We start from the raw sequence: 25,937 nt of genomic DNA, 5'->3' as shown, positions 1-25,937 counted from the left end.
CGGAGCGGCCCGTCTACGACGCCCGGCGCCGCGAGGCGAGGGGCGGCGGCCCTTCCGTCCGGCGGCGTTCGGTGCAGAATGCTACGCGGCCGCCACGAGTCGCGAAGGACCGGCCGGCCGCGGAGACCCCCAAGGGGCCCGTCATTCGGGGAGGACACGATGGCCCTGGCCGCAACGCCGCGCGTGCGCCGCATCCAGACGATCTCGCTCGCCCTGCTGGTGACCGCGGGCGTCGTCAACTACGTCGACCGGGCCACCCTCGCGGTGGCCAACCCGCTGATCCGCGAGGATCTCGGCCTCTCGATCCCCGACATGGGCCTGCTGCTCTCGGCCTTCCTCTGGGCCTACGCCTTCGCGCAGCTGCCGGCCGGGGCGCTCGCCGACCGGCTCGGCCCGCGCCTGACGCTGACGCTCGGCCTGACCTGCTGGTCGTTCGGCCAGATGCTCGGCGGCGCGGTGACGTCGTTCTGGCAGTTCGTGAGCGCCCGGATCGTCCTCGGAATCGGCGAGGCGCCGCATCTCCCGACCTGCGCCCGCGTCTCCCGCGACTGGTTCAACATCCGCCAGCGCGGCACCGCCACGGGGATCTGGAACTGCGCCTCCTCGCTCGGGACCTTCCTGGCCCTGCCGCTGCTGACCTTCCTGATGGTGAGCTTCGGCTGGCGGGCGATGTTCGTCATCATGGGCGCGGCCGGCCTCGTCCTCGCGGCGATCGTCTACCTCGTGTTCCGCAACCCGCGCGAGACCGACCTCACGCCGGGGGAGCGGGCCTTCCTGGAGGAGGGCGATGCCCCGAACGCCGGCCGCGCGGTCACCTGGAGCGCGTGGCGGCGGCTCTTCGGGTTCCGAACCAGCTGGGGGATGATCGTCGGCTATTTCGGCTGCATCTACATGACGTGGCTCTACACCGCGTGGCTGCCGAGCTACCTCGAGATCGAGCGGCACTTCACCCTGCAGAAGACCGGCCTCGTCGGCTCGATCCCCTTCGCCTTCGGCGTGCTGGGCGGGATCCTGGGCGGTCGCGTCGTCGATGTCCTCGTCCGCCGCGGCGTCGACCCGATCCGCAGCCGCAAGATCCCGATGGTCGGCTCCCTGGTGGCGACCGCCGCGTTCACGGTGGTGGCGGCGCTGACGCCGAGCGACACCCTCGCGATCGCCTGCATCTCGGCCTCGCTGTTCCTGGTCTACATGAGCTCGTCGTCGGCCTGGGCAATGGCCTCCGTGGCGGCGCCGGCCAGCTGCACGGCGTCGCTCGGCGCCATGCAGAATTTCGGCGGCTACATCGGCGGCGCCCTGGCGCCGACCGTGACCGGCTTCATCGTCGGCGGCACGGGCCATTTCTCCATGGCCTTCATCACCGGCGCCGTGATCGCCCTGGTGGCGGCCCTGGGCTACTGGACGCTGATCCAGGATCCCATCGCCGACGAGGGTCCGGAGAGCCCCGCCGTCGGCGCGCTCGGGGCCGCGCGCTAGGCCGGCCGACGGCGCCCTCTCGCGCCACCCTCTCGCGTCACCCCCGCAGGTTCGGCGCGGCCAGGATCAGGTCGCGCAGATGCGTGCGGGCCGTGAAGCTCCGGCGCATCAGGTCGACGAAGGTGGCGGCCGGCCCGTCCCAGTCGTGGCGCGCCGCGTGGGCCCGCGCGGCGCAGGCGTCGAAGGGCAGCCGCCCCTCGACCGCCGCGCCCATCAGCTCCGCGAGACGGTCGACCCGGTCGGGCGCGTCCGGGTCGAAGTAGCTCGCCGCGCTGCCGCCGGCTTCCGGGATGGCCGTCAGGCTCGAGGCGATGACGGGGGTCCCCCGGGCGAGGCTGTCGAGCACCGGGATGCCCCAGCCCTCGCCGCGGCTCGGGAAGACCAGGGCGGCGGCCCGGGCGTAGAGGTCCGACAGGCCCCGGTCGTCGATGCCGGCGATGTGCACCGCGTCCGGCGTCCGGGCGAGGCGGTCGAGGGTCTCGGGCCGCTCGCCGTCGCCCTTGCCGACCACGATCAGCCGGGCCGCGCCCTGCGGCAGCCGCGCGAAGGCGTCGAGGACGAGGCCGAGATTCTTCCGCGGCTCCAGCCGGCCGACCATCAGCAGGTAGGGGCGCCCGTCGGCGAGCGGCGTCCGCTCCGTGACCGCCTGCGGCGGCGTGGAGCCGCAGCGCACCTCGGCGATGCGCTCCCGCGCAATGCCGTAGACGTTGGCGATGGAGTCGCGGCTGTAGTCGGAGATGGTCAGGACCAGCTTGGCGCGCCGCGCCGAGAGCCGGGTCAGAATCTTGTTCCGCCAGCGCATCGACCAGGGGAAGAACTCGGGATGCGTCTCGAACAGGATGTCGTGGACCACCACCACCTGCCGGTCGCCCGGCACCAGCGGCGGGGCGATGTAGGTGGTCAGCAGCGTGTCCAGACGGTCGCGCAGGAACAGCCACGGCCAGACCAGGGTCAGCCGCACGGTCGCGGGCACGCGCGGCAGCCGTTGGTGCTCGATGTTGTCGCCCGAGACGATGCGGGCGCAGGCCTCCGGGTCGCCGGAATACACCACGTAGGTGGCGTCCGGGTGGCGCGCGGCGGCGCGCCCGATGATGTTCACGAGCCAGGTCCGGCTGCCTTGCGGCTTGCCGGTGAGCACGTGCGCGTCGATGCCGATGCGAAGCATGTTACGGGCTCCTGTAGGCGCCGAAGGTCGGGGCCTCGCCGGGGGCGTAGGCCTGGCCGGCGATGTCGCGGGTGGCGCCGAGCGGGAGGCCGGCGCGGGCCGGGGGCGCCGTCAGGGCGAGCCCGCCGGCCATGGGGTTCGCGGGATCGCGGAAGGCGGGCGTGCCGGTGAGGTCGGGACCCTGACCGTCGAGCGGCAGGCTCGCCCCGTCGCCGGTGGCCTGCGTGCCCCAGCGGTAGAGCGGGGCGCCGACGGCGCTGCCGAGGAAGTTCGGCCCGATCGCGTTGTTGTTGTCGGTGGTGGTCGCCTCGACCACGATCGCGGCCACGTTCGGCCGGGTCGCGTAGGCGATGTTGTTGAGCACCCGGTTGTTCGACGTGCGGTCGACCTGCTTGGTGTAGTCGGAGGCCAGCACGATCTCGCCGCGATAGACGTGCTTGCCGCCGGAATCGCGCATGTTGCCGGTGGTCGTGTTGTTGACCACCGTGTTGGAGCCGGCGTCGAACAGGTTGATCCCGGCGCCGTCGTTGTCGGCCGCGACGTTGAACGCGACGATGTTGCCGTCGCACCACTGGTCGATCTGGATGCCGTTGCCGTCCTGGCCGGTGGTCTCCTTCTGGCCGGTGACGATGTTGTACCGGATGATGTTGCGGTCGCCGGCGTCCTGGGCGGCGTCCTTGGCGTAGACGTGGATGCCCGAGGTGCCCGACATCCCCACGCCGTTGCCCGAGACGCGGTTGCCCTCCACGACGTAGCCGGAGCCGTTGATCTCCATCCCGTGGATGCCGTTGCCGGTCACGGTGTTGTCGAGGATGTAGCTCGGATCCTCCGCGGGCGCGTTGATCACGTCGACGGCCACGCCGTGGGTCTGGTTGTCGGCGAGGGTGTTGCCGGTGATGCGGTGACCCGCCCCGGCACCGTCGCCGATCCAGATCCCCAGGCCGGAGCGGGACACGGTCGAGCCCGCGACCGTGACGTGGCTCGATCCCCGGCGGATGATGAAGCCGGAATTGACCGCGCCCTGGACGCTCAGGCCCGTGACCGTGACGTAGGCGGCGTTCTCGAACACCACGGAGTTGGACAGCCGCGGCTGCGTGCTGGGTTCTGCCGCCACCGTCACGGGCGCCGCCGCGGTCCCGCGGGACCCGACGAACACGACGTCGCCGTAGCTGCCGCCGCGGACCAGCACGCTCGATCCGGGACCGAGACTGGCGAAGGGCACGTCGGCGAGCCGCGCCACCGTGGTGTAGCCGGGCTTCGCGCCGCCGGCGGGATCGACCAGGATGTTCTGCTGCACCTGCGCGTCGGCCGGCCCGCAGGCGGACAGGACCGGCAGGAGCAGGGCCGACAGGGCGCCGAGGACCGTGCGGGGCCACCTCATGCCGCGAGCGCCCGGGCGATGGCGAGGCGCTTGCGCCGCTGGAACAGCCGCCGCCACACGCTGCGGCCGGCCTCGGGGCTGATCCGCGTCAGCGCGCGCGCCGCCATCTGCCAGCCGGGCAGGAGCGCCTGCGGCATGGCGAGGTCGGCGACCCGGTGGCGCGCCGCCGCGCCCAGCGGCGGCGGCCCGACGAGGCCGAGCCGGCCGAGATCCGCCACGAGGTCCGGGCGCTTGCGGTACCACAGCACCAGCGCCGCGCCCTCGCGCTCGGCGATCCGCAGGTAGGCCGCCTCGTCCAGGAGGTGGTGGTGGTAGCCCAGCGCCTCGGGCGCGTAGAACAGGCGCATGCCGCGCCGGGCCAGCCGCTCGCCGAGCTCGATGTCCTCGTGCCAGAACAGCTTCGGGTCGAAGCCGCCCGCCTCCTCCAGGAAGCGCCGGTCGACGCTGACGTTGCAGGTCAGGAACGCGTCCCAGCCGACCGCGTCGCGGCCCGCCAGCGCGTCGTAGGAGGCGTCGTGGTGGAGCGCCGAGAAGGGCGAGAAGGGCAGGGCGGGGTCGATCGTCATCCGTCCGAGGATCGCGGTCTCACGACCGCCCCGCCGGGCGTGGGCGAGGCGGTGCGCCTCGACGAGGCTCGGGACCGGGATCGTGTCGTCGTTGACGATCAGGAGGCGCTCGCCCCGCGCCGCCGCGATGGCGCGGTTGCGGGCGGCGTTCGCCCCGGCATTCTCCTGGCGCAGGTGCACCACGGGGATCCGGGCCGTGGCGACGGCGCGGCTGACGACCGTCCCGGTGTGGTCGGTCGAGCCGTCGTCGCAGACGACGATCTCGAAGGGCGCGTCCGTCTCCTGCCGGTCGAAGGCCCTCAGGCACAGGCGCAGCGTGTCGGCGCGGTTGTAGGTCGGGATGATGACCGAGAGCACGGGTCGATCGCTCATGAGGAGGCTTCCGGGAGCGGGAGGTCGAGGGGATCGGTCGGGGCGCGGCGCAGGCACAGCCACCCCGCGAGGGCGGCCGAGAGGGCCGCGGCGGCGGGCACCGCCGCGGGCGCCAGGGCGGCGGGACCGGCGGCCCAGGCGAGGACGGTGAGGAGGGCCGGCGCGGCGAGGATCGGCACGTCGGCCAGGGCGAGGGGCGGTCCGGCCTCCCGCCAGAAGGCCTGGGCCAGGACGCCGAGCATCGCGGCCTCGGCGAGCAGCGCGGCGATGCCCGCGCCGAGGAGCGGATCCCAGGGGATCAGCAGCGTGCAGGCGAAGAGGTTCGTGGCGCAGGCCGCCGCGCTCCCGCGCACCGCGAAGCCGGTCCGGCCCAGCGGGACGAGGCCCGCGAACAGGATCGTGGCGGCGATCAGCAGGACGCTCATCCCGGTGGCGATGCGCAGCACCGGGACGGCGCGGCCGAAATCCGGGCCGAAGGCGAGGCGCACCAGCGGCTCCGCGAGGGCGCAGGTCGCCACCGCTCCGGCGCAGGACGCGGCGAGGATCGGGACCAGCGCGCCGCGGACCCGCGCGCGCAGGGCGGTGGTGCCGGCGCGCGACCGTCCGTCGCCCAGGGGCCCGACGGCGCGCCCGAAGACCGGCACCAGCGGGGCGCACAGGGTGATCGCCACCGCGGCGCCGAGCTCGAAGAACCGGAAGCCGGCCGTGAACTGGCCGAGCTCGGCCGCGCCCGCGAAGGCGGCCAGCATCATCAGGCTGATCCGGCCGTTGAGCGAGCCGAGGGCGTTCGAGACGCCCACCCCCGCCGCGGCGCGGATGGTCGCGAGGGCGTGCGGCAGCGAGGCGGGGCGGGCGGGCACGAGGCGCAGCGCCAGCGCCAGCCCGACCGCGCCGTACGCGATGCCGGCGGCCACCGCCACGAGGCTGAGCGCCGCCTCCGGAAGCTGCAGCCAGAGCGCGAGTGCCGTCCCGCCGATCAGCAGGGCGGCGTTGGCGAGCGACGGCCAGACGGACCAGCCCGGCCGCCCGCAGACCTGGAACAGGGCGTCGAGGAAGCGGGCGGCCGCGAGCGGCATGAGGAGAGCGGCCAGCGCCAGGGCGGGCCGGATCGCGTCCGGCAGCATCGGCAGGACGCCGAGGAGTGCGGCGCCGGTCCCGAGACCGAGGACGAGGCGCGCCGACAGCATCCGGCCGAATTCGGCCGCCCGCATCTCCGGCCCGACCGCGCCGAGCCGCGCCCCGAAGGTCAGGGTGGTGCCGAAATCCGACGCGATCAGCGCGACCGCGAGGATCGCCAGGGCGAGGCCGTAGCGGCCCAGCGCCGCCGGGCCGGCGAAATGGCCGACCATCACGAAGGCCGCGAAGCCGGCCGCGAGGTAGACGCCGCGCCCCGCCGCCTGACCGAGCAGGTTCGCGCCGTAGCGCAGCCCGCCGGCGCGCCTCCGTCCCGACAATCGGTTTACCAAGCGAAGCATCTCTCGGTGAAGCCTGACTGAAAACTGCGACCTACGATTGCATCGTGGCAGGCTGCGTATGGCTTGCAACCGCAAGCTCAATTTATGGTTGCAGAGTTGTCGCGTTGGGAAAAACCGGAGGACTGCGTATGTCCGAGACAGCCGCTGGACCGGATCTGCGTCTCTCGCGCGGAGCGGACGCGGAGGCGGGGCGTCTCCGGTGGGCCGAGGTGCGGGCTGCCCTGTCCGCCGACCGCGATCATTGGCGCCGCCGCGGCGGCGGACCGGCCCGCCTGCGCCGGGGCTACCACGCGGTCTGGCTCTACCGCCTGTCCCGCTACGCCCACGAGCGCGGCTGGCGGATGGCGGCGTGGCTGCTGTGGCTGGTGAACGGCTGGTGGACGGGCGCCGACATCCCGCCTTCCAGCCGCATCGCCGGCGGCCTGTTCCTGCCGCAGCCCTACGGGACGGTCATCGCCGGCGCCGTGGGCCGCGACGCCGCCTTCGGGATCCAGGCCTCCATCGGCGGCCTGCTGAAGGAGCCCGACCAGGACATCGGCGGCGGCCCCGGCCTGCCGGTGCTGGGCGACGAGGTCGTCCTGGAGGCGGGCGCCATCGTGCTCGGCGCCGTCCCGATCGGTGACCGGGCCCGGATCGGCCCGCGGACCACCATCCTCAAGCCCGTCCAGGCCGACGAGGAGGTCATGCCGCAGCCCTGGCGGCCGCTTCCCGGCCGGGGGGGGGCGGCGTGAGCGGCCCGATGACCGACCACGTCACCCTGCCGGGCCTGCGGCGCCTCTTGGCGGCCGACTTCGCCCGCGTCCTGCGCCAGACGACGGGGGGCAAGCCGACCTCGCGGCTGCGGCGCGCGATGCACCTCACGCTGCCGGCCATGCAGGTGGCGATCCTCCACCGGACCGCGCACCTGCTGCACGGCCGGGGCTGGCGCCGCTGCGCCGCCCTGATGGCGGACCTGTCCCTGCGGCTGACCGGCGCCTGCCTGCATCCGGGCTCGCGCCTCGGGCCCGGCCTGTTCGTGCCGCACCCGGCGCGGGTCGCCTTCTGCGGCACCGGGGGCGCCGACCTGACGCTCCTGCCCGGCACCCTGGTCGGGCCGCGGGACTGGGTCTTCCCGAGCCAGCCGTTCCCCGCCGACGGCCCCCATCTCGGCGACGGCGCCGTGGTCGGCGCGCACGCCGCCGTGCAGGGGGCGGTCGCCATCGGCGCGGGCGCGACGATCGGGATCGGGGTCTGCAGCCTCCGGGACGTCCCGGCCGGCACCGTGACGATGCTGGTCCAGCGGCAGCTCCGCAGCGGCGGCCGCGGCCCGGAGGCGGGCCGTGGGCGCTAGATCCGGACGCGCCGGGCCGGTGCCCGGCTCACGCGCGCCCGTGCTCGCGGCGGACGGCGGGCCGCACCTCCCGGCCCTGGCGGCTGGGCGCCAGCTGGCGGCGCAGCACGCGCTCGTAGGCGTCGAAGATGCCGCGCCACGTGAACGCCTCGGCGTGGCGGCGACGGGACGCCTCGCCCATGACCGCGAGGCGGCGCGGCCCGGCCCGCACCAGGCCGAGGATGCCCCGCCGCAGCTCGGTCTCGTCACCGAAGTACAGCGCCTGCGGCCCTGCCACCCAGCGGTTGAACGGGTTGTCGTGGGCGAGGATCGGCGAGCCCGCCCCCAGCGCCTCGACCAGCGACGGGTTGGTCCCGCCCACGGTGTGGCCGTGGATGTGGAACCGGGCGTGGAAGCGGAGCGCGGCCACGCGCTCGGCCTCGTAGATCGCGCCGGCGAAGATCACGTCCGGGCCGCCCGCCGCGCGGACGGCGCGGTGGTACGGGTCGGACTCCGCGAGCTTGCCCAGCACGAGCAGCGGCAGGCCCGGCCGGACCTCGCTCCAGGCCCGGACGATCTGGAGCACGAGGTTCTCGGGCACCACCCGGGCGATCAGCAGGCCGTAATCCCGCGGGCGCAGGCCGAACGTCGCCAGCGGCTCGGTCGAGGCCTCCAGCACCGGGTCGGCGCCGTACGCGATGGTGGTGATCCGGGCGGCCGAGGTCCGGCGGGCGAGATGCCGGGCGATCTCCGGGTGGTCCGCCACGAGGTGGGTCGAGAACAGGCTGCCGAGCCGCTCGTTCAGCCAGAACCAGGCCTTGGCGGGCTTCGACCAGCGGTCGCGCTTCCACTCGATGCCGTCCATGTTCATCACGCTGCGCTTGGCGGTCAGCCGGTAGAACAGCGAGAACACCGCGGTGTTGTAGCCGAGCACGAGGGGCAGGGCCGGCCGGAACGCCGCCCGCAGGGTGCATTTCAGGTCGAACACGATCGTCGAGACGGCGCCGTCGCCCCGGACCGCGACCGGGATCAGCAGGATCCCGCGCCAGACCATTGGCGGCGCCGGCTCGCGCACTTGGCAATAGACCTCGACCCGCCAGCCGCGCGCCACGAGCTCCAGCGCGAGGCGCTCCGCCAGCGTCTCGAACCCTCCGTGCGCCGCCGGCACCCCGCGGGTGCCGAGGATCGCCACCGTCGGGCGCCCGCCCGATCCCCCGGATTTCATATGCGCCGTCGGCGCAGCACGTTCAGAGGAGCCTGAGGCATGGTCACGGTCGAACAGCGTCTGTTCCGGGAGATGGGAGCCGGGGGCTATTCCCGGCACGACCACCGGATGGAGTACATCGTGCGCGTCAACGCGCTGCTCCGCTCCGACATGCGGGTCATGGAGTTCGGCGCGGGGCGCGGCAAGTGGAGCGATGACCCGGTCCCACTGCGCCGAAGCCTCGGCGACTTCCGGGGGCGCTGCGCCCAGGTCGTCGCCTGCGACGTCGACGAGGCGGTCCTCGGCAACCGGTCGGCCGACGAGGTCCGGCTGATCGGTCACGACGGGGTGCTGCCATTTCCGGACGGGAGCTTCGACCTGATCTCGGCCTTCTCGGTCCTCGAGCATATCGAGCACCCCGAGGTCACCGCGGCGGAGCTCGGCCGGGTGCTCGCGCCGGGCGGCTGGCTCTGCGCCTGGACGCCGAACCGCTGGGGCTATGTCGGGATCGGGGCGCGGCTCGTGCCGAAGCGGCTGCACGCCCGGGTGCTGCGCCTCGTCGAGCCGCGGCGGGTCGAGATCGACTCGTTCGTGCCGCTCTACACGATGAACACGGAGGCGGCGCGGAAGCGGCTTTTCCCAACTGACCGGTTCGAGCACTTCACCTACAGTTTCGACGGGCAGCCGTTCTATCATGGCGAGAACATCGTCCTGGGCAAGTTCTGGGAGCTGCTGTTCCGGCTCACGCCGGGTCCTTTCAAGGGCTACCACATGGTGTTCATCCGCAAACGGCCGTGACGGTTCATCGCGGTCGGAGACGAAGACTGCGCAGGTGCCCGGAGAACCTGCGCATGTCCTCGGCCTTGCGGGCGAGGTCCGGCTGCCGGCGCAGCCGGGCCGCGACACCGTAGGCCACGGCCCGCAGGGTGAAGCCGAGCCGGAGCGGGCCGGAGAAGAAGGCGGGCGACGACAGGAGCCGCCCGGCATTGCGCAGGCTGTAGATGGCTGCCAGGCCGTCGAGCCAGCGGGCCGAGCGGGCGCTTCCCGAGCCGCCCTGGAGATGGGTGACGGCGATGTCCGGGCGGTAGGCGACGCGCAGGCCGGCATCGCGCAGGCGGCAGCCCCAGTCCACGTCCTCGCCGTAGAGGAACATCGGGCTCTCCAGGCCGCCGATCGCGGCGATCGCCGAGCGGCGCAGGAGCAGGCAGGCCCCGCAGATCCAGTCGACGTCGAGGGCCCGCGCCCCCCTGGCCTGGCGGCTCGCGAGGTAGAGGCCGCGCAGCCCGAGGCGGCCCGACAGGCCTGCGGCGTGCACCAGGATCGAGAGCGGGCGCGGCTCGTAGCCGGCGTCACCGACCTGATGCGTGCCGTCCGGGAAGGTCAGGCGCGGGCCGACCGCCCCGACATCCGGATGCGCGTCGAGATGGTCCAGGAGGCCCGAGAGCGCGTCCGGGTCGTGCAGGAACGCGTCGGGGTTGAGGAGCAGGATCGCGGTGCCGCGCGCGTGCTCCAGCGCGCGCGCGTTGCCGCCCGCGAAGCCGTGATTGGACGGCTCGGCGATGACCCGCACCCAGGGAAACGCCCGCGCGACGCGCTCCGGCGTCCCGTCGGTGGAGGCGTTGTCGACCAGGATCACCTCGTAGGGGCGTCTCACCCGGCTCGCCGCCAGCAGGTCCAGGCAGGTCTCGATGTCCCGGCCGGCATTGTAGGTGACGATCAGGACGCTGAGGCTGACGGCGCTCACGGACGGTCTCCGTACGCTGCGAGGGAGGGGCGACGCCGAGGCGGCTCCGCGCGCGAAGGGCCGCGCGGCGAGGGGACCCGCTCCGGTCGGGCGCGCGCCGCGCCGATCGGGCCCGTCGACGCCACCGCCCGGGACGCTGCGACGGCCCTGCGACGCTGCGCCGCCCGCACCCCGGCGATCAGCCCGAGGCCGGTGTAGAGCAGCTCGGCGATGCCGAGATTCAGGCGGAAGCCCGGATCGACCAGCCCGTGCAGCAGGTGCGCGATCAGGCCGACCGCGCAGGCGGCCGCGATCGCCGCGAGCGGATCGCCCACCGGCGCGCGGCGGGCGGCGCGGAAGCCCCGGGCGATGCCGATGCCGAAGACCAGCGCGAAGGCCGCGTAGCCGACGACCCCGACCTCGGTGAGGATCAGGATGTGCAGGTTGTGCACCACGTGGTTCGACCGGTCGAACAGTCCGGCGAGCCGGGACAGGCCGGTCCTGTCGAGGACCGCGAACTGGTTGCCGAAGTTGTTCAGGCCGACGCCGAAGATCGGGAACTGCTCGAACAGGGCGAGGGCCGCGGCGTTCAGCGGGCCGCGCTGGGCGGCCGAGCCGCCGTCGTCGGCGGTGAGCCGCTCCCAGATCAGCGGGCCGGCGTAGAGCGCCGCGACGGCGCCGACGACCGCCAGCAGGCCGAAGACGATCAGGCTCGTCCGGGAGAACAGGCGGTCGCGGTAGACCAGCAGGATCAGGAGGGCGGCCGAGATCGGGAAGGTCAGCCAGGACGCGCGCGACAGGGTCAGGACCACGCCGACCAGGGCCGAGGCGGCGCCCGCCGCCCCCGCGAGGCGCAGGAGCAGCGGGCCGCGCGACAGGGCCAGCGCCAGGGCGAGCGGCCAGACGAACTCGTAGTAGTAGCCGAGGATGTTCGGGTGGACCTTCAGTCCGCCGGCGCGGCGCTGAGCCGAGAAGTTGATGTTCTCCTCGACGATCTGTTCCTCGCCCAGCACCGAGAGGCCGAGTTCCGAGCCCGAGACGTATTGCAGGCCTGCCACCGCGGTCTGGACGAGGCAGAGGGCGCAGATCGCCAGCGCGAGGGTCCGGATGTCGGATTCGGACAGGTTCGAGACCGCGACCGAGGCCAGGAGGAGGCCGGCGAAGCGCCACGTGTCGAACCAGAGATAGGCCGGGTCGGTGGCGTTGGAGAGCGAGAGCAGCCCCGCGATCAGGAAGCCGAGCTGCGTCAGCACGAGGGGCCGGTCGAGCCGCAGGCCCGGGGCGTCCTCCCCGAGTCCGGTGAGCTTTGCGACGATCAGCGCCACGGCCACCAGCAGGGCGACGCTCACCGTCAGGCCGGCGCCGCCGCCGATGCTCGGCAGGTACTGCCCGACGGCCTCGAAATGCTGGAGGAAGCTGACGTCGAGCTTGACCGTCAGCCCGACCGCGAGGGCGACGAGCAGGAGCGGCGTGAGGCGATAGAGCCGCCCGACGATCAGGGCGCCGACCCCGCCGAAGGCCGCCGCGAGGCCGACGACGGCGAATTTGAGCGGTGCCGCGCTCAGGGCGATCGCCCCGGCCGCGGCCGCGAAGCCGATCCCGGCGAGCGGCAGGACCCGCAGCGCGCGGACGGGCGCCGCGCTCATCCGAGCCACCGGTAGAGCCATCGCGGGATCGGCCGCCGCGTGCGGTTCAGGACGACGCCGAGCGGCGCCCCGCCGGCGGCCTTGAGGTCGGCCAGGGCGCGCTGCGCCACGGCCCGACGGGTGCGCTCGGCGCCGATCACCACGATGAAGCCGTCCACGAAGGGGGAGAGCGCGGCGGCGTCGCCGATCTCGGTGATCGGCTCGCAATCCACGATCGCGAGCTCGAAGCGGTCGTCGACGAGCGCCAGGAAATCCTCCACGCGGCCGTCGTCCAGGGTCGCCTGGCGGATGGCCGACGGGCTGCCCGCGGGCACGACGCTGAGGTGGTCGGCGACCGGGTGGACGCCGCGGCTCGGGGCGACCGTGCCGGCGACGATGTCGGCGAAGCCCGGCTGGCCGGTCAGGCCGTAGGCCTCCGCCAGCGACGGGCGGGACCAGTTCGCCTCGATCAGCACGGCGCTGCGGCCCCGCCGGGCGTAGGCGCCGGCGAGTTCACGCGCGAGGGTGCTCACGCCCTCGCCGGGCTGGACCGCGGTGACGCCGACCCGGCGCACGCGCGCCTCGTGCCGGGTGAGCTGGACTAGGGCCGGCTCCAGAATCGCCGGATCGATCTTCGGCGCGATGGCGGCGGCGATCATGCGGCGGCTCCCGTCTGCAGCGGCACCGCGGCCAGCACCGGCACCCGCAGCGAGCGGGCGACCTCCGACGCGCTGCGGTAGGTCTGGGCCAGGATCTCCGCGAGGGCGACGTAGGCCAGGGCGGCGAGCAGGCCGAGACCGGCCGCGAGCCCGAGGATCAGCGGCCGGTTCGGGCCGGAGGGTAGCCGCGGCGGCACGGCGCGCGCCACGAGGGCCGAGGAGGTGACGGCCTGCGCGTCGAGACCCGTGCCGGTCTTCAGAGCGTCGATCCGCTTCTGGGTCTCGGTGATCTCGTCGGTGAGCAGGCCCTTCTGCTGGGTCAGCCGGCCGTAGGCCAGGGCGGCGTCGCTCTGGCCGATGGCCGCCCGGCGGCGACTCTGCTCGATCCCCGTGATGCTCTGGATCTTCTCGGCGAGGATGGCGAGCTTCGCCGTGTCGGCGGCGAGGAGCGCCTGGTACTTCTGCCGGGCCAGGGCCGCGAGGTCCCGATCGAGGCTCACGAACTCGGGGGCGGTCGGCCGGAACCGCACCGCCAGCTCGGCGCGCTTCGTCCGCAGGTCCGCCCAGCGCTGGTCGAAGGCCGTGACCGTCGGGTCCGCGTCGGGCGGCGTCGGCTGCCAGCGGTTGGGTCCGGCCTCGCGGGTGCGCTTGAGCCGGGTCTCGACCACCTCGCGCTCGATCTGCGCCGCCGATTTCTGCTTGGCGAGGTCGGCCAAGGTGCCGAGGTCGTTCTGCTGCTCGATCTCGAAGCTCGCAGTGTTGTTGCCCTTGAGGTAGGTCGAGAGCTGCGCGTCGATGGCGGCGAGGTCGGCCCGGGCGCGCTCCAGCTTGCTCTGGTAGAACGAGGCGGGAGTCTCGTCGGCGTAGACCTCCACGTGGCGGCGCTTGTAGGCGTCGAGCAGCCGGTTCAGCGCCTGGGCGGCGAAGTGCGGGTCCGTCCAAGTGAAGCCCGTGAGGATCACGTCCGTCTCCTTCACGAAGACGACCTTGAACGCCGCGAGGTACGCCTCGTAGAGCTTCTCGTCCGGGGTCAGGTGGCGCAGCAGGCCCACCGCCTCGAACGGGATCCGCACCGTGTCGACGATCCAGGTCTTGACCGCCTTCGCGCTCCGCACGGCCTGACGGCCCTGGTAGATCAGCCAGTCGGTCCAGTCCGCCGGGGGCGGCCCGAGGTCGCCGGTCGGGGTGATCGCCTTCAGCGTCGCGAACTCGTCGCGCACGATGCTGGGATCGCGCAGGATCTCGATCTCGTTGTTCACGTTCTGCGCGCGCTCCGAGAACATGTAGTTCTGGTTCGCGCCGCCCTGGAGCGGGGCGCCGGCCTTCTCGCGGCCGAGACGGATGATCAGCTTGGCGTCGGCCGTGTACTCGGCCGGCGTCAGCAGGAGGTAGATCCCGGCGCCGAGGATCGCCGCGACCAGGATCAGCAGCGCCGGCCGGATGTGTCGGAACAGGGCCGCGAGGGCGTCGCGGAGGTCGAAGGCCGGGCCCTCGACCGCGTCGGCGGCGGTCAGGTCGCTCTGCCTCACGTGCCGGACCTCACGGTGGCGCTGGTGGAGGTGCTGGCGGACGGACCGGTGATGTAGTTCACGCCGAAGCCGGTCCCGTTGAAGAGCAGGATCTGGCGCACCACGAGGTCCACCGCGCGGGCGGTCTTGGCCAGGAGCGAGGGCGGCACGTAGACGGTGGCGTTGGGCGGCACCACGATCGAGTCCGCCAAGCCCGGCTGGCCAATGTCGACGATGCGCACGCTGCCGGCCGCCTCGGCGTCGAAGCGGATGATCCGCACAGCCTCGCCGGCCGCGGTCGGCAGGACGCCGCCGGCCGAGCCCAGGACCTGCGCCAGCGTCCGCGGCCCCTGCAGGGTGACGGGACCCGGCGCGCGGACCTCGCCGAACACCATGGTGTTGGCCGGGACGAGGCTCGCGAGCCGGACGCTGGTCGTCACCGAGGCCAGCTGGTGCTTGTAGGCGGCATTCAGGCTGCCCATGACCTCGTGGACGGTCCGGCCCGCCGCCTGCACCGGGGGCACCATCGGCAGGTTGATCTTGCCGTCCGGCTCGATCGCCAGGACCTTCACGCGGCCCATGTCGGCCCGCTGGGTGAGGTCGCGGAAATCGTCGGTGACGGTGCGGAACCGGCGCAGCATCAGGGTGACGACCGGATCGATCAGCACGTCGTCGTAGGTGCTCTTGATCAGCGCGGCGGCCGCCTCCGGCGACAGGCCCGCGACCTTGATGCCGTTCTTGCCCGGCAGCGAGATCCGGCCGTCCGGCCGGACGATCACCGTACGGTTGTATTCCGGGTGCGTGCGGAAATCGACGTCGAACTCGTCGTTCGGGTTCAGGCGGTAGGTCGGCTGGACGACGCTGGAATCGATCAGGAACGAGACTTCCAGGTTGTCGCCGACGTTGAGCCGGTAGTTCGCCAGCCCGAGGCGCATGGTCCGCCCGACCTCCTCCTGCGCGGCCGCGACGAGCGCCGCCGGGAGGCCCTCGGTGACCGAGCCGGTCTGAGCCACGTCGAGGCCGGAGCGCGCCGCGCTCTGCGGGCGCCCGGAACTGCAGCCGGCGAGCAGCGGCGCGCAGGCGACGAGCGCGAGCGCGACCGCCGCGGCACCGGATGGCCGGCCGGGACGCCGTCGCGCGACACCGAGGAACGCAGACAGGGTAAACGCCATCGACCTTCAGCCGCATCCTGCTCGAGTGCGCTCGTCCCATCACAACTCGTGATCGAACCGCGCACCGCGATACAATCGCCAAGCTTGGTTAACGAGGCTTGAACCCGGCTCTCGGCAACTCTATCAGAAGTTGTGTCTGGCAAGCCGTGGCAAAGTGCTGAGCCTCGCCCGCCCCGGAGAGGGGGGTGGGTTCCGGCGCAGGCCGAACGCGTGTGCGCGGCCGGGGCGCCGTCGTTCCCGCCGCCGGCGGGTCGACGCGCGGATCCCGCCGCGGCGGTGCCGTCTCCCGACAAGTCCCGCGCACGCTCCCGCCGATCTAAACCTGTAATTAGAGGGATGCTTGCCCGGATTTAAGAACGTGATCTATAGTTCGACGGTATGGAGCCGTACCGAGCCAGGACGAGAGTTCGGCGAGCCGGCGCGGGGCGCCAGTATCCGGCGCGGCGGAGGCGCGTCACATGTCGGGCGTGAGGCCGGATCTCTTCGCCCGCCTGCACGACGACCTGGAGTCCGGCTTCCGGGAGGACCTCGAGGAGGCCGTGATCGATCCCGCGCGCTGGCCTGACTTGGCCGAGCGCGTCGTGCGGGCGTCCGGCAGCGAGGGCGCCCTGCTTCTGCGCTCCGACCGGACCGGCCTCGAATCGCTCTGCACCGCCTCCCTCGCCGACGCCTCGCGCCGCTACTTCGACGAGGGCTGGCACCGCGACGACCATCGCCTCCGCGGCATCCCGCTCATGCGGACGCGCGGGATCGCGGTCGATCAGGACTTCACCACGCCGGAGGAGATCGCGCGCCTGCCCTTCTACCAGGACCTGCTGGCCTCCCGCGGCCTGCGCTGGTTCGCCGGGATCGGCTTCTCCGTGAAGGGACGCCTGTGGTGCCTCTCCCTGCAGCGGACCGTGGAGCAGGGACCGTACGAGCCGCACGAGCAGCGGCGCCTCGCGACCCTGTCGCCGCTCCTGCAGCGCGCGGGCCTGCTGACGTCGATGGTCGAGCGGGCCCGGCTCGCCGGGCTGACGCAGGCCTTCGAGCTGATCGACCGCGCCGCCCTGATCCTCGACGCCGACGGACGGGCGCTCCGCTGGAACGACGCGTTCGGCGCCCTCCTCGGGCGCGACCTGAAGCTCTCGGGCGGCCGCCTCACCGCGGAGGATCCGGACGCCGCGCGGCAGCTCGAAGCCCTGGCGCGGCCCTCCGGCCGCCCGCCGATCTCGGCGGTCGTCGCGGCGCGACGGGACGGGCCGCCGCTCGTGATCCACGTCGTGCCGCTGGTCGGGCCGAGCCGCGGCCTGTTCGCCGGGGCGAGCACGCTGCTCCTCGGGAACGTGCCCGGGGCCCCGGCCGCGCCCGCGACCGCGATCCTCCAGGCGGCCTATCGGCTGACCCCGGCGGAGGCGCGCCTCGCCCAGGCGCTGTCGAGCGGAATCTCACTGGCCGAAGCCGCTTCGCGATTCGCGATCACCGCGGCGACCGCGCGCTCGCAGCTGAAGGCGATCTTCGCCAAGACCGGAGCGACGCGCCAGTCGGATCTCGTGCGGCTCGTGGCCGGGCTCGCGCGCTGAGGGGTCACGGTTCCGAGAGGCGCGCGGCCCTGTCGGGTCGGCGCCGGAACGGGTGGGGCCGGCCGCCGGTTGCCGCAGGAACGACAGGAGATGTCTCGATGACGAATCGGATCGCACTCGTTTCCGCCCTGGCCGTCGCGGGCCTACTGGCCGGCGCGCCCGCCCAGGCGAAGGGCTGCCTCAAGGGCGCCGTGGTCGGCGGAGTCGCCGGGCACATGGCCGGACACGGCAAGATGGGCGCGGCCGCGGGCTGCGCGATCGGTCACCACAACGCCAACAAGAAGGCCAAGCAGGGCTGACCGTTCCGACGCCGTCTACTTTGACGGCGATCGGATCGACCAGAGGGTGATGACCAAGTCATCGCCGCTTCTCCGAAGCCGGATTCCCAGCGGAATCCGGCTTCGCTGCGTTCTGGGCCATGGCGCCAGCGAGGTCGGTTCGCGCGGCACCTGACCTTCTCACCCAGATGACGGGACCGTCGGCGCGGCGCCCGCCGACCCGGACCGCCCGCGCGTCCACGTCTCCAGTCGCCCTCGCTCCACCCTTTCGCACCGCGTCGCGCTCGGCCCCCCGCCCGCAAGCCCCGCGCAAGCCGGCCGTTGACCTTACTTTCGAGCTATTCTAATTAAGAACTGTGGAGGGCGCGCTGCCGAGGCGGTCCCCTCCCTCCGAGATACCCGATGGAGAGACCCGATGGCCGGTTCCGCGAACGCCGCTTGCGAAAGCTGCCGCTTCTTCGACGATCACAAGCTCAACGGTGCCCAGGCGCAGGGTGACGAGGGCCTCTGCCGCTTCAATCCGCCGGTCAGCCAGCCGGCCCCCGAGTCGAAGGGTCTCTGGCCGGTCGTGGCCTCGAAGGACTGGTGCGGCCACTTCACGGCCGAGATGTCCGCCGCCGAGTAAGTCATCGCATCCTCGAGCCGTGCGGGATCTGCGCCGAGGCGCCGGTCCCGCCGAGGCTCCGCCACTGTCCGCGGGATCGAGCCGCGCCCGGCTCGTGCGGGCAGATTGCCGGAGCCGCGCCGCCTCGCGTAACCTGCGGCCGTGACAGACGTGATACGCCCGGCCACGGAGGCCGACCTTCCCGCCATCGCGGCGATCTACGGCGACGCCGTCGCCTCCAGCACGGCCAGCTTCGAGACGGAGCCGCCGACGCTGGCCGAGATGACGCGCCGCTTCGAGGTGCTGCGCGCGGGCGGCTTTCCCTACCTCGTGGCCGAACGGGACGGCGCGGTCGCGGGCTACGCCTATGCCGGCCCCTATCACCAGCGCGCCGCCTATCGCTCGACCCTCGAGGATTCGATCTACGTCGCCCGGACGGCCCGCGGCGGCGGAGTCGGCCGGCGCCTGCTCGCCGCCCTGATCGCGGCGAGCGAGCAGATCGACTGCCGGACCCTGGTCGCCATCATCGCCGAGAGCGGCTCACCCGCCTCGATCGCGCTGCACGCGAGCCTCGGCTTCACGCCCGTCGGAACGCTCGCGGGAGTCGGCCACAAGCACGGGCGCTGGCTCGACGTGACGCTCATGCAGCGCAGCCTCGGACCCGGCCGCAGCCTTCCGCCGACCCGGATCTGACCGTCCAACGCGCACCGATCCCAGTATCGCCGGGTCGATTCCCGTCCAGAGTCCCGGCTGAGTTGTCATGATGCGGACAACTTCGCGCGGGAGAGGGCGGGCATGACGCGCACGCCGTCCGGTTCTCGGCGCGGGCGCGATGACGCGGAGGGAGCGATCCTTCCTGCGCGGAAGCGGCACACGCGAGGACGGGCGGTCAAGGCTCCATCACGACTCGCGAGGGATGGGAGTTCGGGTATGCGGTTTACATCGATCGGTCGCCGGGTTGCGCCGCTCGCGATCCTGGCGCTCTCGGCGCTGGCGGGCACGGCCCAGGCCAAGACGCCGACCGATCCCAGCGGCACCTATCTCACCGAGGACGGCCGCGCGCGCGTGCGCCTCGAGAAGTGCGGGACCGCGGGTGACCGGCTGTGCGGATACGTGGTCTGGCTGAAGGTCCCGCTGAACGACAAGGGCGAGCCGCGGATCGACTTCAAGAACCCTGATCCCAAGAAGCAGGCCCGGCCGTCCCTCGGACACCAGCTGATCCTGGGCCTGAAGCCGAATGCCGACGCCCATTACGAGGGCAAGATCTACAATTCCGAGGACGGCAAGTCCTACGACGTCACCATCTGGACCGAGACGGCCGGCGAGCTGACGGTGCGCGGCTGCCTGATCGCGTTCCTGTGCAAGTCCCAGACCTGGACCAAGGTGACTGATCTCGCGCCCGGCCAGCTCCCCGGCCCGACCAACGGTGCGAACGGTCCGCGCAGCGATCCCGAATACGCCACCGCCGCCCCGAAGCCGACCGCCAAGGCCGGCGCGAAGCCGGCTCAGAAGCCGGCCGCCGAGGCGCCCAAGGAGGAGTGACCGGCGCGGACCCGCGCGTGGCCGGCCCTCACTCGGCCAGGGCCGCGTAGGTCAGGACGCGCAGCTCGCGCCGGATCGGCAGGGCCGAGGACGGGACGAGCTGCGTCATGAGCACCACCGACAGGTCCTCGGCCGGGTCGATCCAGAACGCCGTCGAGGCGAGGCCGCCCCAGGCGACCTCGCCGGGCGTGCCGAGGATCTGGGCCCGGGCGGGGTCGAGCATCACCGAGAAGCCCAGGCCGAAGCCGATGCCGGTGTAGGAGGTCTCGGCGAAGCGCGGCGTGCCCATCGCGGCCAAGTCGCCCGGCAGGTGGTTCGCCAGCATCAGGTCGACCGTCTTGCGGCCCAGCAGGCGCGCGCCGTCGAGGGTGCCCCGGTTGAGGATCATCCGGCAGAAGCGCTGATAGTCCGCCGCCGTCGAGACGAGGCCGCCGCCGCCCGACGCGATGGCGGGCAGGCGCGCGAAGGCCGTGTCCACGGAATCGTCGAACAGGCGCAGCTGCCGCGCGCGGTCGTACGCGTAGGTGGCGCAGAAGCGCGGCATCAGCTCGGGTCGCACGTGGAAGTCGGTATCGACCATGCCGAGGGGCCCGATCACCGCGTCGCGGAGATGGTCGGCGAACGGGCGGCCGGTCAGCGCGGCCACGTACTGGCCGAGCACGTCGGTGGCGACGCTGTAGTTCCAGGCGCTGCCCGGCTGGGCGAGGAGCGGCAGCTTCGCGACCCGCGCGGTCATCTCGGCGAGGGTGCCCTCGCGCGCCAGGAAGTCGACGCCGTGCTCGCGGTACTGCGCGTCGACCAGGGTCGCCTCCATGAAGCCGTAGGTCAGCCCGGCCGTGTGGGTCAGCAGGTCCCGCACGGTGATCGCCCGGCGGGCCGGCTCGGTCTCGAGCTTCGCCCGGTTGCCGCCCACGGCGACGCGCATCTCGGCGAACTCGGGCAGGACCCGGGAGATCGGATCGTCGAGCTGGAACAGGCCCTGCTCGTAGAGCTGCATCACCGCCACCGAGGTCAGCGGCTTGGTCATCGAGTAGATCCGGGTGACCGTGTCGAGGGTGAACGGCGTTGCCCGGGCGAGGTCGGCCTGCCCGCAGGCGCGCGCGAAGGCGATGCGCCCGCGCCGCGCCACGGTGACCGACAGTCCGGCCAGCCGGCCGTCGCCGACGAGGCGGTCCATCCACGGCGCGATCCGGGCGAGCCCCTCCGGACTGAACCCGGCGCCGGTCGGATCGGTCTCGGTCAGCGCGCTCATGCGGTCTCCTCGTGGTGGCCTTCCGCGAACGTAGAAGGGGCGGGGGACGAAATCACCAGCCCATCGTCCCGGGACCGCCCTTGAACGGGCCGACGATGCCGGGCGTGATCCAGCCGCCGTAGAAGTTTCCCGGTTGCGGCGTCACCGGGTTCGCCCCGACGAAGCAGGCGTCCATCGGGCCGGCGTAGAACGCGACGTAGCCGGCGATCGCGCGGAAATCCGGGGTCGGATCCGGGTAGGCCCAGGCCGCCCCGGGCACGAGACGGTCGCCGCCGCGCGCGTCGAACAGGACCGCCTGTCCCTTCCACTCACAGATCCCGCCGCGCCGCCGGTTCACGAGCGTCCCGTCCGCGATGTCGGCGGGCGGCAGGTAGTAGGTCGGCGGGTGCGAGGTCTCGAGCACCCGGAACCCGGAGCCCGTCTCGGCGATGACGCGGCCGCCGAGCACGACCCGCAGCCGGTCCGGGACGGATTCGAGCCGGGGCGGCCGCGGATAGTCCCAGACGCTCTCCTCGCCGGGTCTGACCGGATCGGGGACGGGCCGGAAGGGCGATCCGCGCATGGAGAACCTCGTGCTGTGCCGCTTCGGATCCAGATAGGGCAGTGCTGCCGGCGTTTGTCGTCCGGCGCGCCCGTGCTAGCCCGTCGCCGACACTCGAGCCCGGGATCCCCCGCGATGGACATCGCCCTCTTCCTCGACTTCGACGGCACGGTCGCCGAGATCGCGCCGCGTCCGGACGCCGTGCGGGTCGAGCCCGGCCTCGTGGAGGATCTGGAGCGGCTCCGGGCGCGACTCGACGGCGCCCTCGCCATCGTCACCGGCCGGCCGGTCACGGTGATCGACGGCTTCCTGGCGCCGTCCCGGTTGGATGCGGCCGGTCTCCACGGCGTCGAGCGCCGGGTCGCCGGCGCGCTCACGGGCGGCCGCGCGGAGGACCATCCGGATCTGCGCCGGCAGGTCGCGCGCCTGCAGGCCGAGACCGCCGCGCTCGCGCAGGTCCTGATCGAGGACAAGGGCGCCTCGGTGGCGGTCCACTGGCGGCTCGCGAACCCGGACGATGCCCTGCGGGCCGAGACGCTGGTGAAGGGCGCGGCGGAGGCGCTCGGCGCCGAGTACCGCCTGCAGCTCGGCAAGGCGGTCGGCGAGATCGTCCCCGCGCAGGCCACCAAGGCCCACGCGATCCGCGCCTTCATGGCGCAGGCGCCCTACGCCGGACGGGTCCCCGTCTTCTTCGGCGACGACCGCACCGACGAGATCGCCTTCGCGTCGATCAACGAGGACGGCGGGGTCGCGGTGCGCGTCGGTGACGGCGAGACCGTCGCCCGGCGGCGCCTGCCCGACCCCGCCGCCGTCCGTGCCCTGCTGAGCAACTGGGCTGCCGGTGGCGCGATCGACCCGGACGCGCTGCCGCCGGCCTGACGCGCCGCGCCGTTCAGAGGAGATCGCGATGTCGGGGCGTTCCGTCACGGGCTGGCCGCGCCTGCTGCTGCGGCTGGAGGGGGGCTGCATCCTCGTCGCCGCCCTGCTCGCCTATGGCTGGCTCGGGCCGTCGTGGTGGCTCTTCGCGGCGCTGCTCTTCGTCCCCGACCTGAGCATGCTGGGCTACGCGGCCGGTCCCGTGGTCGGCGCCGTGCTCTACAACGCGGCCCACACGCTCGCGCTGCCGCTCGTCGGCCTGTCCCTGGCGATCGCTTCAGGCCGCCCCGAGGCCATCGGGCCGGTCCTCATCTGGCTGGCCCATATCGGCCTCGACCGCGCCCTCGGTTACGGTCTCAAATACGGCAGCGGCTTCGGAGATACCCATCTCGGCGTGATCGGCCGGGCTCGTGACAAGACGATCGCGCAATCCTGAGCGGCGGATGCCGCCGATTGGGACTTGCCCGCGCGGTGTCGCGCGGCCGATGAATCGCCGGAGCCGTGCTGGACGCGAGTCCCGTCGCGGCGGGCCAGAGAGCAGGGGCAAGTTGCGATGTTCGAGTTTCCGGTTCTGGTCGGCGACATCGGCGGGACGAACGCGCGGTTCGGTCTGATCGAGACGTCCGGCGACCAGCCCCGCCTCCTCGCGCACGAGGCGACCGCCGACCATCCCGATCCGTCGAGCGCCATCAAGGCGTCGCTCGCCAAGGGCGGCGGCCCGGCACCGCGCTCGGCGATCCTGGCGATCGCCGGCCGGGTCGACGGGCCGGAGATCCAGCTGACGAACGCGCACTGGAAGATCGCGGGCCAGCACATCGCCGAGGATTTCGGGCTCTCCTCGGCGACGGTGGTCAACGACTACGTGCCGGTGGCGGCCGGCGCCGCCGATATCGAGCCCCACGACCTCACGCCGGTCGGCCCCTGTCCCCCCGTGCCCGGCGGCGCCCGCGTGGTGCTGGGCCCCGGGACCGGGTTCGGCGCGGCCGCGCTGGTCCCTTATGCGGCGCATCTCGCCATCGTCTCCACCGAGGTCGGCCACACCGATATCGGTCCGGCCGACGCCTTCGAGGAGAAGGTCTGGCACGCGCTGGAGCGGGTCGAGGACCGGATCACCGTGGAGACGGTGCTGTCGGGACCGGGCCTGTCGCGGCTCCACGCGGCCGTCGCCCATGTCCGGACCGGGCAGCCGCACGAGAAGATCGAGCCGGCCGCGGTCACCGAGGCCGGTCTGAACGCCACCGATCCGCACGCTGCGGAGACGCTCGCGCTGTTCGGCCGGGTGCTCGGACGCGTCTGCGGCGACCTCGCTCTGACCTTCCTGGCGACGAGCGGGGTCTATATCGGCGGGGGCATCGCGCCCCGGATCCTCAAGGTGCTGGAGGAGAGCGGCTTCCGCACCGCCTTCGAGAAGAAGGCGCCCTTCGCCGCCATGATGCGCCAGATCCCGACCAGCGTGATCACCGTCCACGACCCCGCTTTCCGGGGCCTGGCGGCCCTGGCGAACGAGGGCGCCAAGTTCGTCTACCACGGGCAGGTGTGGCGGAAGGGGGCGTGAGCGCCCGCGGCGGCGTCGGCCGGGCGCGGAGCGAGGCCGGACGGCTCCGCTCCGCGCGCGTCCCGCTGTCGCGCCGGGCCTGCCCTCAGGCCGCCGCCAGCGGCTTCGAGACCTCCTCCAGGGACTTGCCCTCCGCGGCGGTGCCCCAGATGCCTCCGACGACCGCCGCGATGAGCATCAGCACCGCGCCGAGGCCGTAGCCGAACAGTACCCAGTCGCGCGAGCCGGTCTCGACCAGCGTGCCGAACAGGAGCGGGCCCGAGACGCCGCCGATGCCGGTGCCGACCGCGTAGAAGACCGCGATGGCGAGCGCCCGGATCTCCAGCGGGAACGTCTCGGAGACCGTGAGATAGGCCGAGCTCGCCGCCGCCGAGGCGAAGAAGAACACCACCATCCAGGCCGCGGTCTGGCCGACCGGCCCGAGCAGTTCGAGGCGGAACAGCAGTCCGACCGCGGCGAGCAGCAGCGCCGAGATGCCGTACGTGAAGGCGATCATCTTGCGCCGGCCGATCGTGTCGAACAGCCGTCCGAGCAGCAGCGGGCCGAGGAACGAGCCGAGCGCGAAGGGCAGCAGGTACCAGCCGACATGGTTGCCGGGCACCTGATAGAAGCGCTCCAGCACCAGCGCGTAGGTGAAGAACAGCGCGTTGTAGAAGAAGGCCTGCGCGATCATCAGCGCGAGGCCGACCATGGTCTCCTTGCGGCTCGTCACGAACAGCGCCTTGAACACCTCGGGGAGCGGGGTGTGGTCGCGGGTGCGGACCTTCATGCGCTTGCTCTCGTCCACCGGCGGCAGGGTCACGCCCTCGTCGGTGAAGCGCTTCTCGATGCCGGTGACGACACGGTCGGCCTCCGCCGCGTAGCCGTGGGTCGCGAGCCAGCGCGGGCTCTCGGGGATCCAGGTGCGCAGCAGCAGGATCACGAGGCCGATGGCGCCGCCGGTGAAGAAGGCGACGCGCCAGCCCCAGGCCGGGTCGATCACCTCGGGCTTCAGGAGCACGATCGACATGAACGAGCCGAGCGCCGCGCCGATCCAGAACGAGCCGTTGATGACGAGGTTGGTCCAGCCGCGGACCCGGGCCGGGACCAGCTCCTGGATGGTCGAGTTGATCGCCGTGTACTCGCCGCCGATCCCCGCGCCCGTGAGGAAGCGGAAGAAGCAGAAGCTCCAGATGTTCCAAGACAGGCCGGTGGCCGCCGTTGCGACGAGGTAGAGGGCCAGCGTGATGAAGAACAGCTTCTTCCGGCCTATCCGGTCGGTGAGCCAGCCGAAGCCGATCGCGCCGGTCACGGCGCCCACGAGATAGCAGGAGGCGGCGAGCCCGACGTCGAACTCCGAGAACGACATCGGCGGCTGGCGCAGCGCGCCCACCAGGGAGCCGGCGAGCGTCACCTCGAGGCCGTCCAGCACCCAGGTGATGCCGAGCGCCACGATCACGAGGACGTGGAAGCGGCCCCAGGGCAGCCGGTCCAGGCGCGCGGAGATGTCGGTGTCGATCACGCGGCCGATCTCCGCGCGCTCCGGCGTCCCGGATCCCCCCTCGACCTTGCTCGCCATGTCCGCGTGTCCTCCCGATTCACCTGTTTAACCGTGCCTGGACAGCGGGCATTTACCGCGACTGTAGGCAGGTGTTGGGAACGGGTTGGAAATCGATTCGGTTCGATTTCGTCTTCACGTGCGCGGCGCAGAACAGGGAGGTCCACGCGGTGCCCCTCCCATGCCTTCCAGTCCCGCCCGTCCCCGCCGATCCTGGCCCCGGTACGCCCTGCTGGCCGCGATGACGCTCGGCGGGCTCGCGACCGCCCCCACCGAGGGCGCGGACCGGCACCTCGAACGGCCCAAGCCCCGCGTCGCGATCCAGGCGGCCGAGCGCTGGCGCCTGCGGCCGACCGAGCCCGTCGTGGCGGCGACGACCGGCAGCATCCGCAAGCGGGCGGAGACCGCGATCCCTGAGGATCGGCGCAACGTCCGCCTCGTCTACCCGGCGCTGATCGAGGGGCGCTGACCGAGCCGGCGCCCGACCCATCTCGACGATCCGGATCCCGTCAGGCACAGCGCCTGCTTCGCCCGCGCGTGGACGGGCGAAGCGGTACG

The 25,937-nt window shown here is 72.8% G+C and carries 26 protein-coding genes; 13 read left to right on the top strand and 13 right to left on the bottom strand.

Annotated features, from left to right (window positions below):
* Positions 1–159: 159 nt before the first annotated feature.
* Positions 160–1,473: an MFS transporter gene (locus tag BM314_RS07400; RefSeq protein ID WP_091977710.1), complete on the top strand. Its 1,314-nt coding sequence runs from the start codon at positions 160–162 to the stop codon at positions 1,471–1,473.
* Positions 1,474–1,510: 37 nt separating this feature from the next.
* Here BM314_RS07400 and BM314_RS07395 read toward each other — a convergent pair whose 3' ends face one another.
* The 4 genes from BM314_RS07395 to BM314_RS07380 are packed head-to-tail and all read right to left on the bottom strand — an operon-like array spanning position 1,511 to position 6,411.
* Entirely contained in the window at positions 1,511–2,638 is a 1,128-nt protein-coding gene (locus BM314_RS07395) for a glycosyltransferase family 4 protein (protein WP_020090581.1), read from the bottom strand.
* A gap of 1 nt (position 2,639) precedes the next feature.
* Positions 2,640–4,019 (bottom strand): right-handed parallel beta-helix repeat-containing protein, encoded by a 1,380-nt coding sequence (locus BM314_RS07390; protein WP_091977709.1) that lies wholly within the window; start codon positions 4,017–4,019, stop codon positions 2,640–2,642.
* A complete protein-coding gene (locus tag BM314_RS07385; protein ID WP_026604531.1) occupies positions 4,016–4,957 on the bottom strand; it encodes a glycosyltransferase family 2 protein in 942 nt (313 codons plus the stop codon). The genes BM314_RS07390 and BM314_RS07385 overlap by 4 nt, the downstream gene beginning before the upstream one ends.
* On the bottom strand, positions 4,954–6,411 hold the full coding sequence (locus BM314_RS07380; protein WP_244539879.1) for a lipopolysaccharide biosynthesis protein: 1,458 nt from the start codon (positions 6,409–6,411) through the stop codon (positions 4,954–4,956). Before BM314_RS07380 ends, BM314_RS07385 begins: the two co-directional genes overlap by 4 nt.
* A gap of 149 nt (positions 6,412–6,560) precedes the next feature.
* Between BM314_RS07380 and BM314_RS07375 the strand changes: the two genes are divergently transcribed.
* Both BM314_RS07375 and BM314_RS07370 read left to right on the top strand, forming a co-directional pair.
* Positions 6,561–7,163 carry a serine acetyltransferase gene (locus BM314_RS07375; protein WP_091977706.1) on the top strand — a complete coding sequence of 201 codons (603 nt, stop codon included), beginning with the start codon at positions 6,561–6,563 and terminating at the stop codon, positions 7,161–7,163.
* Between the two features lie 8 nt (positions 7,164–7,171).
* Positions 7,172–7,762 carry a serine acetyltransferase gene (locus BM314_RS07370; protein WP_091977704.1) on the top strand — a complete coding sequence of 197 codons (591 nt, stop codon included), beginning with the start codon at positions 7,172–7,174 and terminating at the stop codon, positions 7,760–7,762.
* A 28-nt stretch (positions 7,763–7,790) separates the two neighbouring features.
* Here BM314_RS07370 and BM314_RS07365 read toward each other — a convergent pair whose 3' ends face one another.
* Positions 7,791–8,966 (bottom strand): DUF1972 domain-containing protein, encoded by a 1,176-nt coding sequence (locus BM314_RS07365; protein ID WP_244539878.1) that lies wholly within the window; start codon positions 8,964–8,966, stop codon positions 7,791–7,793.
* A 39-nt stretch (positions 8,967–9,005) separates the two neighbouring features.
* On the opposite strand from BM314_RS07365, the gene BM314_RS07360 reads away from it, so the two are divergent.
* Positions 9,006–9,743 (top strand): class I SAM-dependent methyltransferase, encoded by a 738-nt coding sequence (locus BM314_RS07360; RefSeq protein ID WP_091977703.1) that lies wholly within the window; start codon positions 9,006–9,008, stop codon positions 9,741–9,743.
* A 4-nt stretch (positions 9,744–9,747) separates the two neighbouring features.
* On the opposite strand, the gene BM314_RS07355 is transcribed toward BM314_RS07360, so the two are convergent.
* Genes BM314_RS07355 through BM314_RS07335 form a run of 5 tightly spaced genes read right to left on the bottom strand, consistent with a single transcriptional unit; the run spans position 9,748 to position 15,632 of the window.
* A complete protein-coding gene (locus BM314_RS07355; RefSeq protein ID WP_091977701.1) occupies positions 9,748–10,689 on the bottom strand; it encodes a glycosyltransferase family 2 protein in 942 nt (313 codons plus the stop codon).
* Complete coding sequence (locus BM314_RS07350; protein ID WP_091977700.1) at positions 10,686–12,314, bottom strand: O-antigen ligase family protein; 1,629 nt, start codon at positions 12,312–12,314, stop codon at positions 10,686–10,688. Before BM314_RS07350 ends, BM314_RS07355 begins: the two co-directional genes overlap by 4 nt.
* Positions 12,311–12,952: a CpsD/CapB family tyrosine-protein kinase gene (locus BM314_RS07345; protein WP_091925281.1), complete on the bottom strand. Its 642-nt coding sequence runs from the start codon at positions 12,950–12,952 to the stop codon at positions 12,311–12,313. The genes BM314_RS07350 and BM314_RS07345 overlap by 4 nt, the downstream gene beginning before the upstream one ends.
* Positions 12,949–14,481: a GumC family protein gene (locus tag BM314_RS07340; RefSeq protein WP_091977698.1), complete on the bottom strand. Its 1,533-nt coding sequence runs from the start codon at positions 14,479–14,481 to the stop codon at positions 12,949–12,951. Before BM314_RS07340 ends, BM314_RS07345 begins: the two co-directional genes overlap by 4 nt.
* Positions 14,478–15,632 carry a polysaccharide biosynthesis/export family protein gene (locus tag BM314_RS07335; protein ID WP_091679028.1) on the bottom strand — a complete coding sequence of 385 codons (1,155 nt, stop codon included), beginning with the start codon at positions 15,630–15,632 and terminating at the stop codon, positions 14,478–14,480. The genes BM314_RS07340 and BM314_RS07335 overlap by 4 nt, the downstream gene beginning before the upstream one ends.
* 458 nt (positions 15,633–16,090) lie before the next feature.
* Here BM314_RS07335 and BM314_RS07330 point away from each other — a divergent pair, with 458 nt between their 5' ends.
* The 5 genes from BM314_RS07330 (at position 16,091) to BM314_RS07310 (ending at position 19,618) form a co-directional block, all read left to right on the top strand.
* Positions 16,091–17,194, top strand: coding sequence for a helix-turn-helix transcriptional regulator (locus tag BM314_RS07330; protein WP_091977696.1), 1,104 nt, complete (start codon positions 16,091–16,093; stop codon positions 17,192–17,194).
* A 98-nt stretch (positions 17,195–17,292) separates the two neighbouring features.
* Positions 17,293–17,493 (top strand): hypothetical protein, encoded by a 201-nt coding sequence (locus tag BM314_RS07325; RefSeq protein WP_012322375.1) that lies wholly within the window; start codon positions 17,293–17,295, stop codon positions 17,491–17,493.
* Between the two features lie 394 nt (positions 17,494–17,887).
* Complete coding sequence (locus tag BM314_RS07320) at positions 17,888–18,097, top strand: hypothetical protein (RefSeq protein WP_020090567.1); 210 nt, start codon at positions 17,888–17,890, stop codon at positions 18,095–18,097.
* A 141-nt stretch (positions 18,098–18,238) separates the two neighbouring features.
* Positions 18,239–18,769, top strand: a complete 531-nt coding sequence (locus BM314_RS07315) for a GNAT family N-acetyltransferase (protein WP_020090566.1) — start codon at positions 18,239–18,241, stop codon at positions 18,767–18,769.
* Positions 18,770–19,006: 237 nt separating this feature from the next.
* On the top strand, positions 19,007–19,618 hold the full coding sequence (locus tag BM314_RS07310; RefSeq protein ID WP_020090565.1) for a DUF2147 domain-containing protein: 612 nt from the start codon (positions 19,007–19,009) through the stop codon (positions 19,616–19,618).
* A 28-nt stretch (positions 19,619–19,646) separates the two neighbouring features.
* Here BM314_RS07310 and BM314_RS07305 read toward each other — a convergent pair whose 3' ends face one another.
* On the bottom strand, positions 19,647–20,870 hold the full coding sequence (locus BM314_RS07305) for a serine hydrolase domain-containing protein (RefSeq protein WP_091977695.1): 1,224 nt from the start codon (positions 20,868–20,870) through the stop codon (positions 19,647–19,649).
* A 52-nt stretch (positions 20,871–20,922) separates the two neighbouring features.
* On the bottom strand, positions 20,923–21,432 hold the full coding sequence (locus tag BM314_RS07300) for a DUF427 domain-containing protein (RefSeq protein WP_091977693.1): 510 nt from the start codon (positions 21,430–21,432) through the stop codon (positions 20,923–20,925).
* A gap of 114 nt (positions 21,433–21,546) precedes the next feature.
* Between BM314_RS07300 and otsB the strand changes: the two genes are divergently transcribed.
* The 3 genes from otsB to BM314_RS07285 all read left to right on the top strand — a co-directional run bounded on the left by otsB (position 21,547) and on the right by BM314_RS07285 (position 23,842).
* Complete coding sequence (gene otsB, locus BM314_RS07295) at positions 21,547–22,290, top strand: trehalose-phosphatase (protein WP_091977692.1); 744 nt, start codon at positions 21,547–21,549, stop codon at positions 22,288–22,290.
* A 28-nt stretch (positions 22,291–22,318) separates the two neighbouring features.
* Positions 22,319–22,723 carry a DUF4260 domain-containing protein gene (locus BM314_RS07290; protein WP_091977690.1) on the top strand — a complete coding sequence of 135 codons (405 nt, stop codon included), beginning with the start codon at positions 22,319–22,321 and terminating at the stop codon, positions 22,721–22,723.
* A gap of 117 nt (positions 22,724–22,840) precedes the next feature.
* Complete coding sequence (locus BM314_RS07285; protein ID WP_091977688.1) at positions 22,841–23,842, top strand: glucokinase; 1,002 nt, start codon at positions 22,841–22,843, stop codon at positions 23,840–23,842.
* A gap of 85 nt (positions 23,843–23,927) precedes the next feature.
* On the opposite strand, the gene BM314_RS07280 is transcribed toward BM314_RS07285, so the two are convergent.
* Positions 23,928–25,400: an MFS transporter gene (locus tag BM314_RS07280; protein ID WP_091977687.1), complete on the bottom strand. Its 1,473-nt coding sequence runs from the start codon at positions 25,398–25,400 to the stop codon at positions 23,928–23,930.
* A 160-nt stretch (positions 25,401–25,560) separates the two neighbouring features.
* Here BM314_RS07280 and BM314_RS07275 point away from each other — a divergent pair, with 160 nt between their 5' ends.
* Positions 25,561–25,848, top strand: a complete 288-nt coding sequence (locus BM314_RS07275; protein WP_244539877.1) for a hypothetical protein — start codon at positions 25,561–25,563, stop codon at positions 25,846–25,848.
* The last annotated feature ends 89 nt before the right edge of the window (positions 25,849–25,937 follow it).

The sequence above is a fragment of the Methylobacterium sp. 13MFTsu3.1M2 genome (assembly GCF_900112625.1).
GTDB lineage: Bacteria > Pseudomonadota > Alphaproteobacteria > Rhizobiales > Beijerinckiaceae > Methylobacterium.
Note: the sequence above shows the minus strand (reverse complement) of the source record. Positions and strands in the feature narration are given on the sequence as shown.

Bases quoted from the DNA above. Each gene is read 5' to 3' on its own strand.
- BM314_RS07290 (WP_091977690.1), top strand. From the start codon at position 22,319: ATGTCGGGGCGTTCCGTCACGGGCTGGCCGCGCCTGCTGCTGCGGCTG.
- BM314_RS07390 (WP_091977709.1), bottom strand. From the start codon at position 4,019: ATGAGGTGGCCCCGCACGGTCCTCGGCGCCCTGTCGGCCCTGCTCCTG.
- BM314_RS07370 (WP_091977704.1), top strand. From the start codon at position 7,172: ATGACCGACCACGTCACCCTGCCGGGCCTGCGGCGCCTCTTGGCGGCC.
- BM314_RS07285 (WP_091977688.1), top strand. From the start codon at position 22,841: ATGTTCGAGTTTCCGGTTCTGGTCGGCGACATCGGCGGGACGAACGCG.
- BM314_RS07300 (WP_091977693.1), bottom strand. From the start codon at position 21,432: ATGCGCGGATCGCCCTTCCGGCCCGTCCCCGATCCGGTCAGACCCGGC.
- BM314_RS07310 (WP_020090565.1), top strand. From the start codon at position 19,007: ATGCGGTTTACATCGATCGGTCGCCGGGTTGCGCCGCTCGCGATCCTG.
- BM314_RS07395 (WP_020090581.1), bottom strand. From the start codon at position 2,638: ATGCTTCGCATCGGCATCGACGCGCACGTGCTCACCGGCAAGCCGCAA.
- BM314_RS07330 (WP_091977696.1), top strand. From the start codon at position 16,091: ATGTCGGGCGTGAGGCCGGATCTCTTCGCCCGCCTGCACGACGACCTG.
- BM314_RS07280 (WP_091977687.1), bottom strand. From the start codon at position 25,400: ATGGCGAGCAAGGTCGAGGGGGGATCCGGGACGCCGGAGCGCGCGGAG.
- BM314_RS07305 (WP_091977695.1), bottom strand. From the start codon at position 20,870: ATGAGCGCGCTGACCGAGACCGATCCGACCGGCGCCGGGTTCAGTCCG.
- BM314_RS07320 (WP_020090567.1), top strand. From the start codon at position 17,888: ATGGCCGGTTCCGCGAACGCCGCTTGCGAAAGCTGCCGCTTCTTCGAC.
- BM314_RS07345 (WP_091925281.1), bottom strand. From the start codon at position 12,952: ATGATCGCCGCCGCCATCGCGCCGAAGATCGATCCGGCGATTCTGGAG.
- BM314_RS07385 (WP_026604531.1), bottom strand. From the start codon at position 4,957: ATGAGCGATCGACCCGTGCTCTCGGTCATCATCCCGACCTACAACCGC.
- BM314_RS07325 (WP_012322375.1), top strand. From the start codon at position 17,293: ATGACGAATCGGATCGCACTCGTTTCCGCCCTGGCCGTCGCGGGCCTA.
- BM314_RS07350 (WP_091977700.1), bottom strand. From the start codon at position 12,314: ATGAGCGCGGCGCCCGTCCGCGCGCTGCGGGTCCTGCCGCTCGCCGGG.
- BM314_RS07275 (WP_244539877.1), top strand. From the start codon at position 25,561: ATGCCTTCCAGTCCCGCCCGTCCCCGCCGATCCTGGCCCCGGTACGCC.
- BM314_RS07375 (WP_091977706.1), top strand. From the start codon at position 6,561: ATGTCCGAGACAGCCGCTGGACCGGATCTGCGTCTCTCGCGCGGAGCG.
- BM314_RS07400 (WP_091977710.1), top strand. From the start codon at position 160: ATGGCCCTGGCCGCAACGCCGCGCGTGCGCCGCATCCAGACGATCTCG.
- otsB (WP_091977692.1), top strand. From the start codon at position 21,547: ATGGACATCGCCCTCTTCCTCGACTTCGACGGCACGGTCGCCGAGATC.
- BM314_RS07360 (WP_091977703.1), top strand. From the start codon at position 9,006: ATGGTCACGGTCGAACAGCGTCTGTTCCGGGAGATGGGAGCCGGGGGC.
- BM314_RS07365 (WP_244539878.1), bottom strand. From the start codon at position 8,966: ATGAAATCCGGGGGATCGGGCGGGCGCCCGACGGTGGCGATCCTCGGC.
- BM314_RS07335 (WP_091679028.1), bottom strand. From the start codon at position 15,632: ATGGCGTTTACCCTGTCTGCGTTCCTCGGTGTCGCGCGACGGCGTCCC.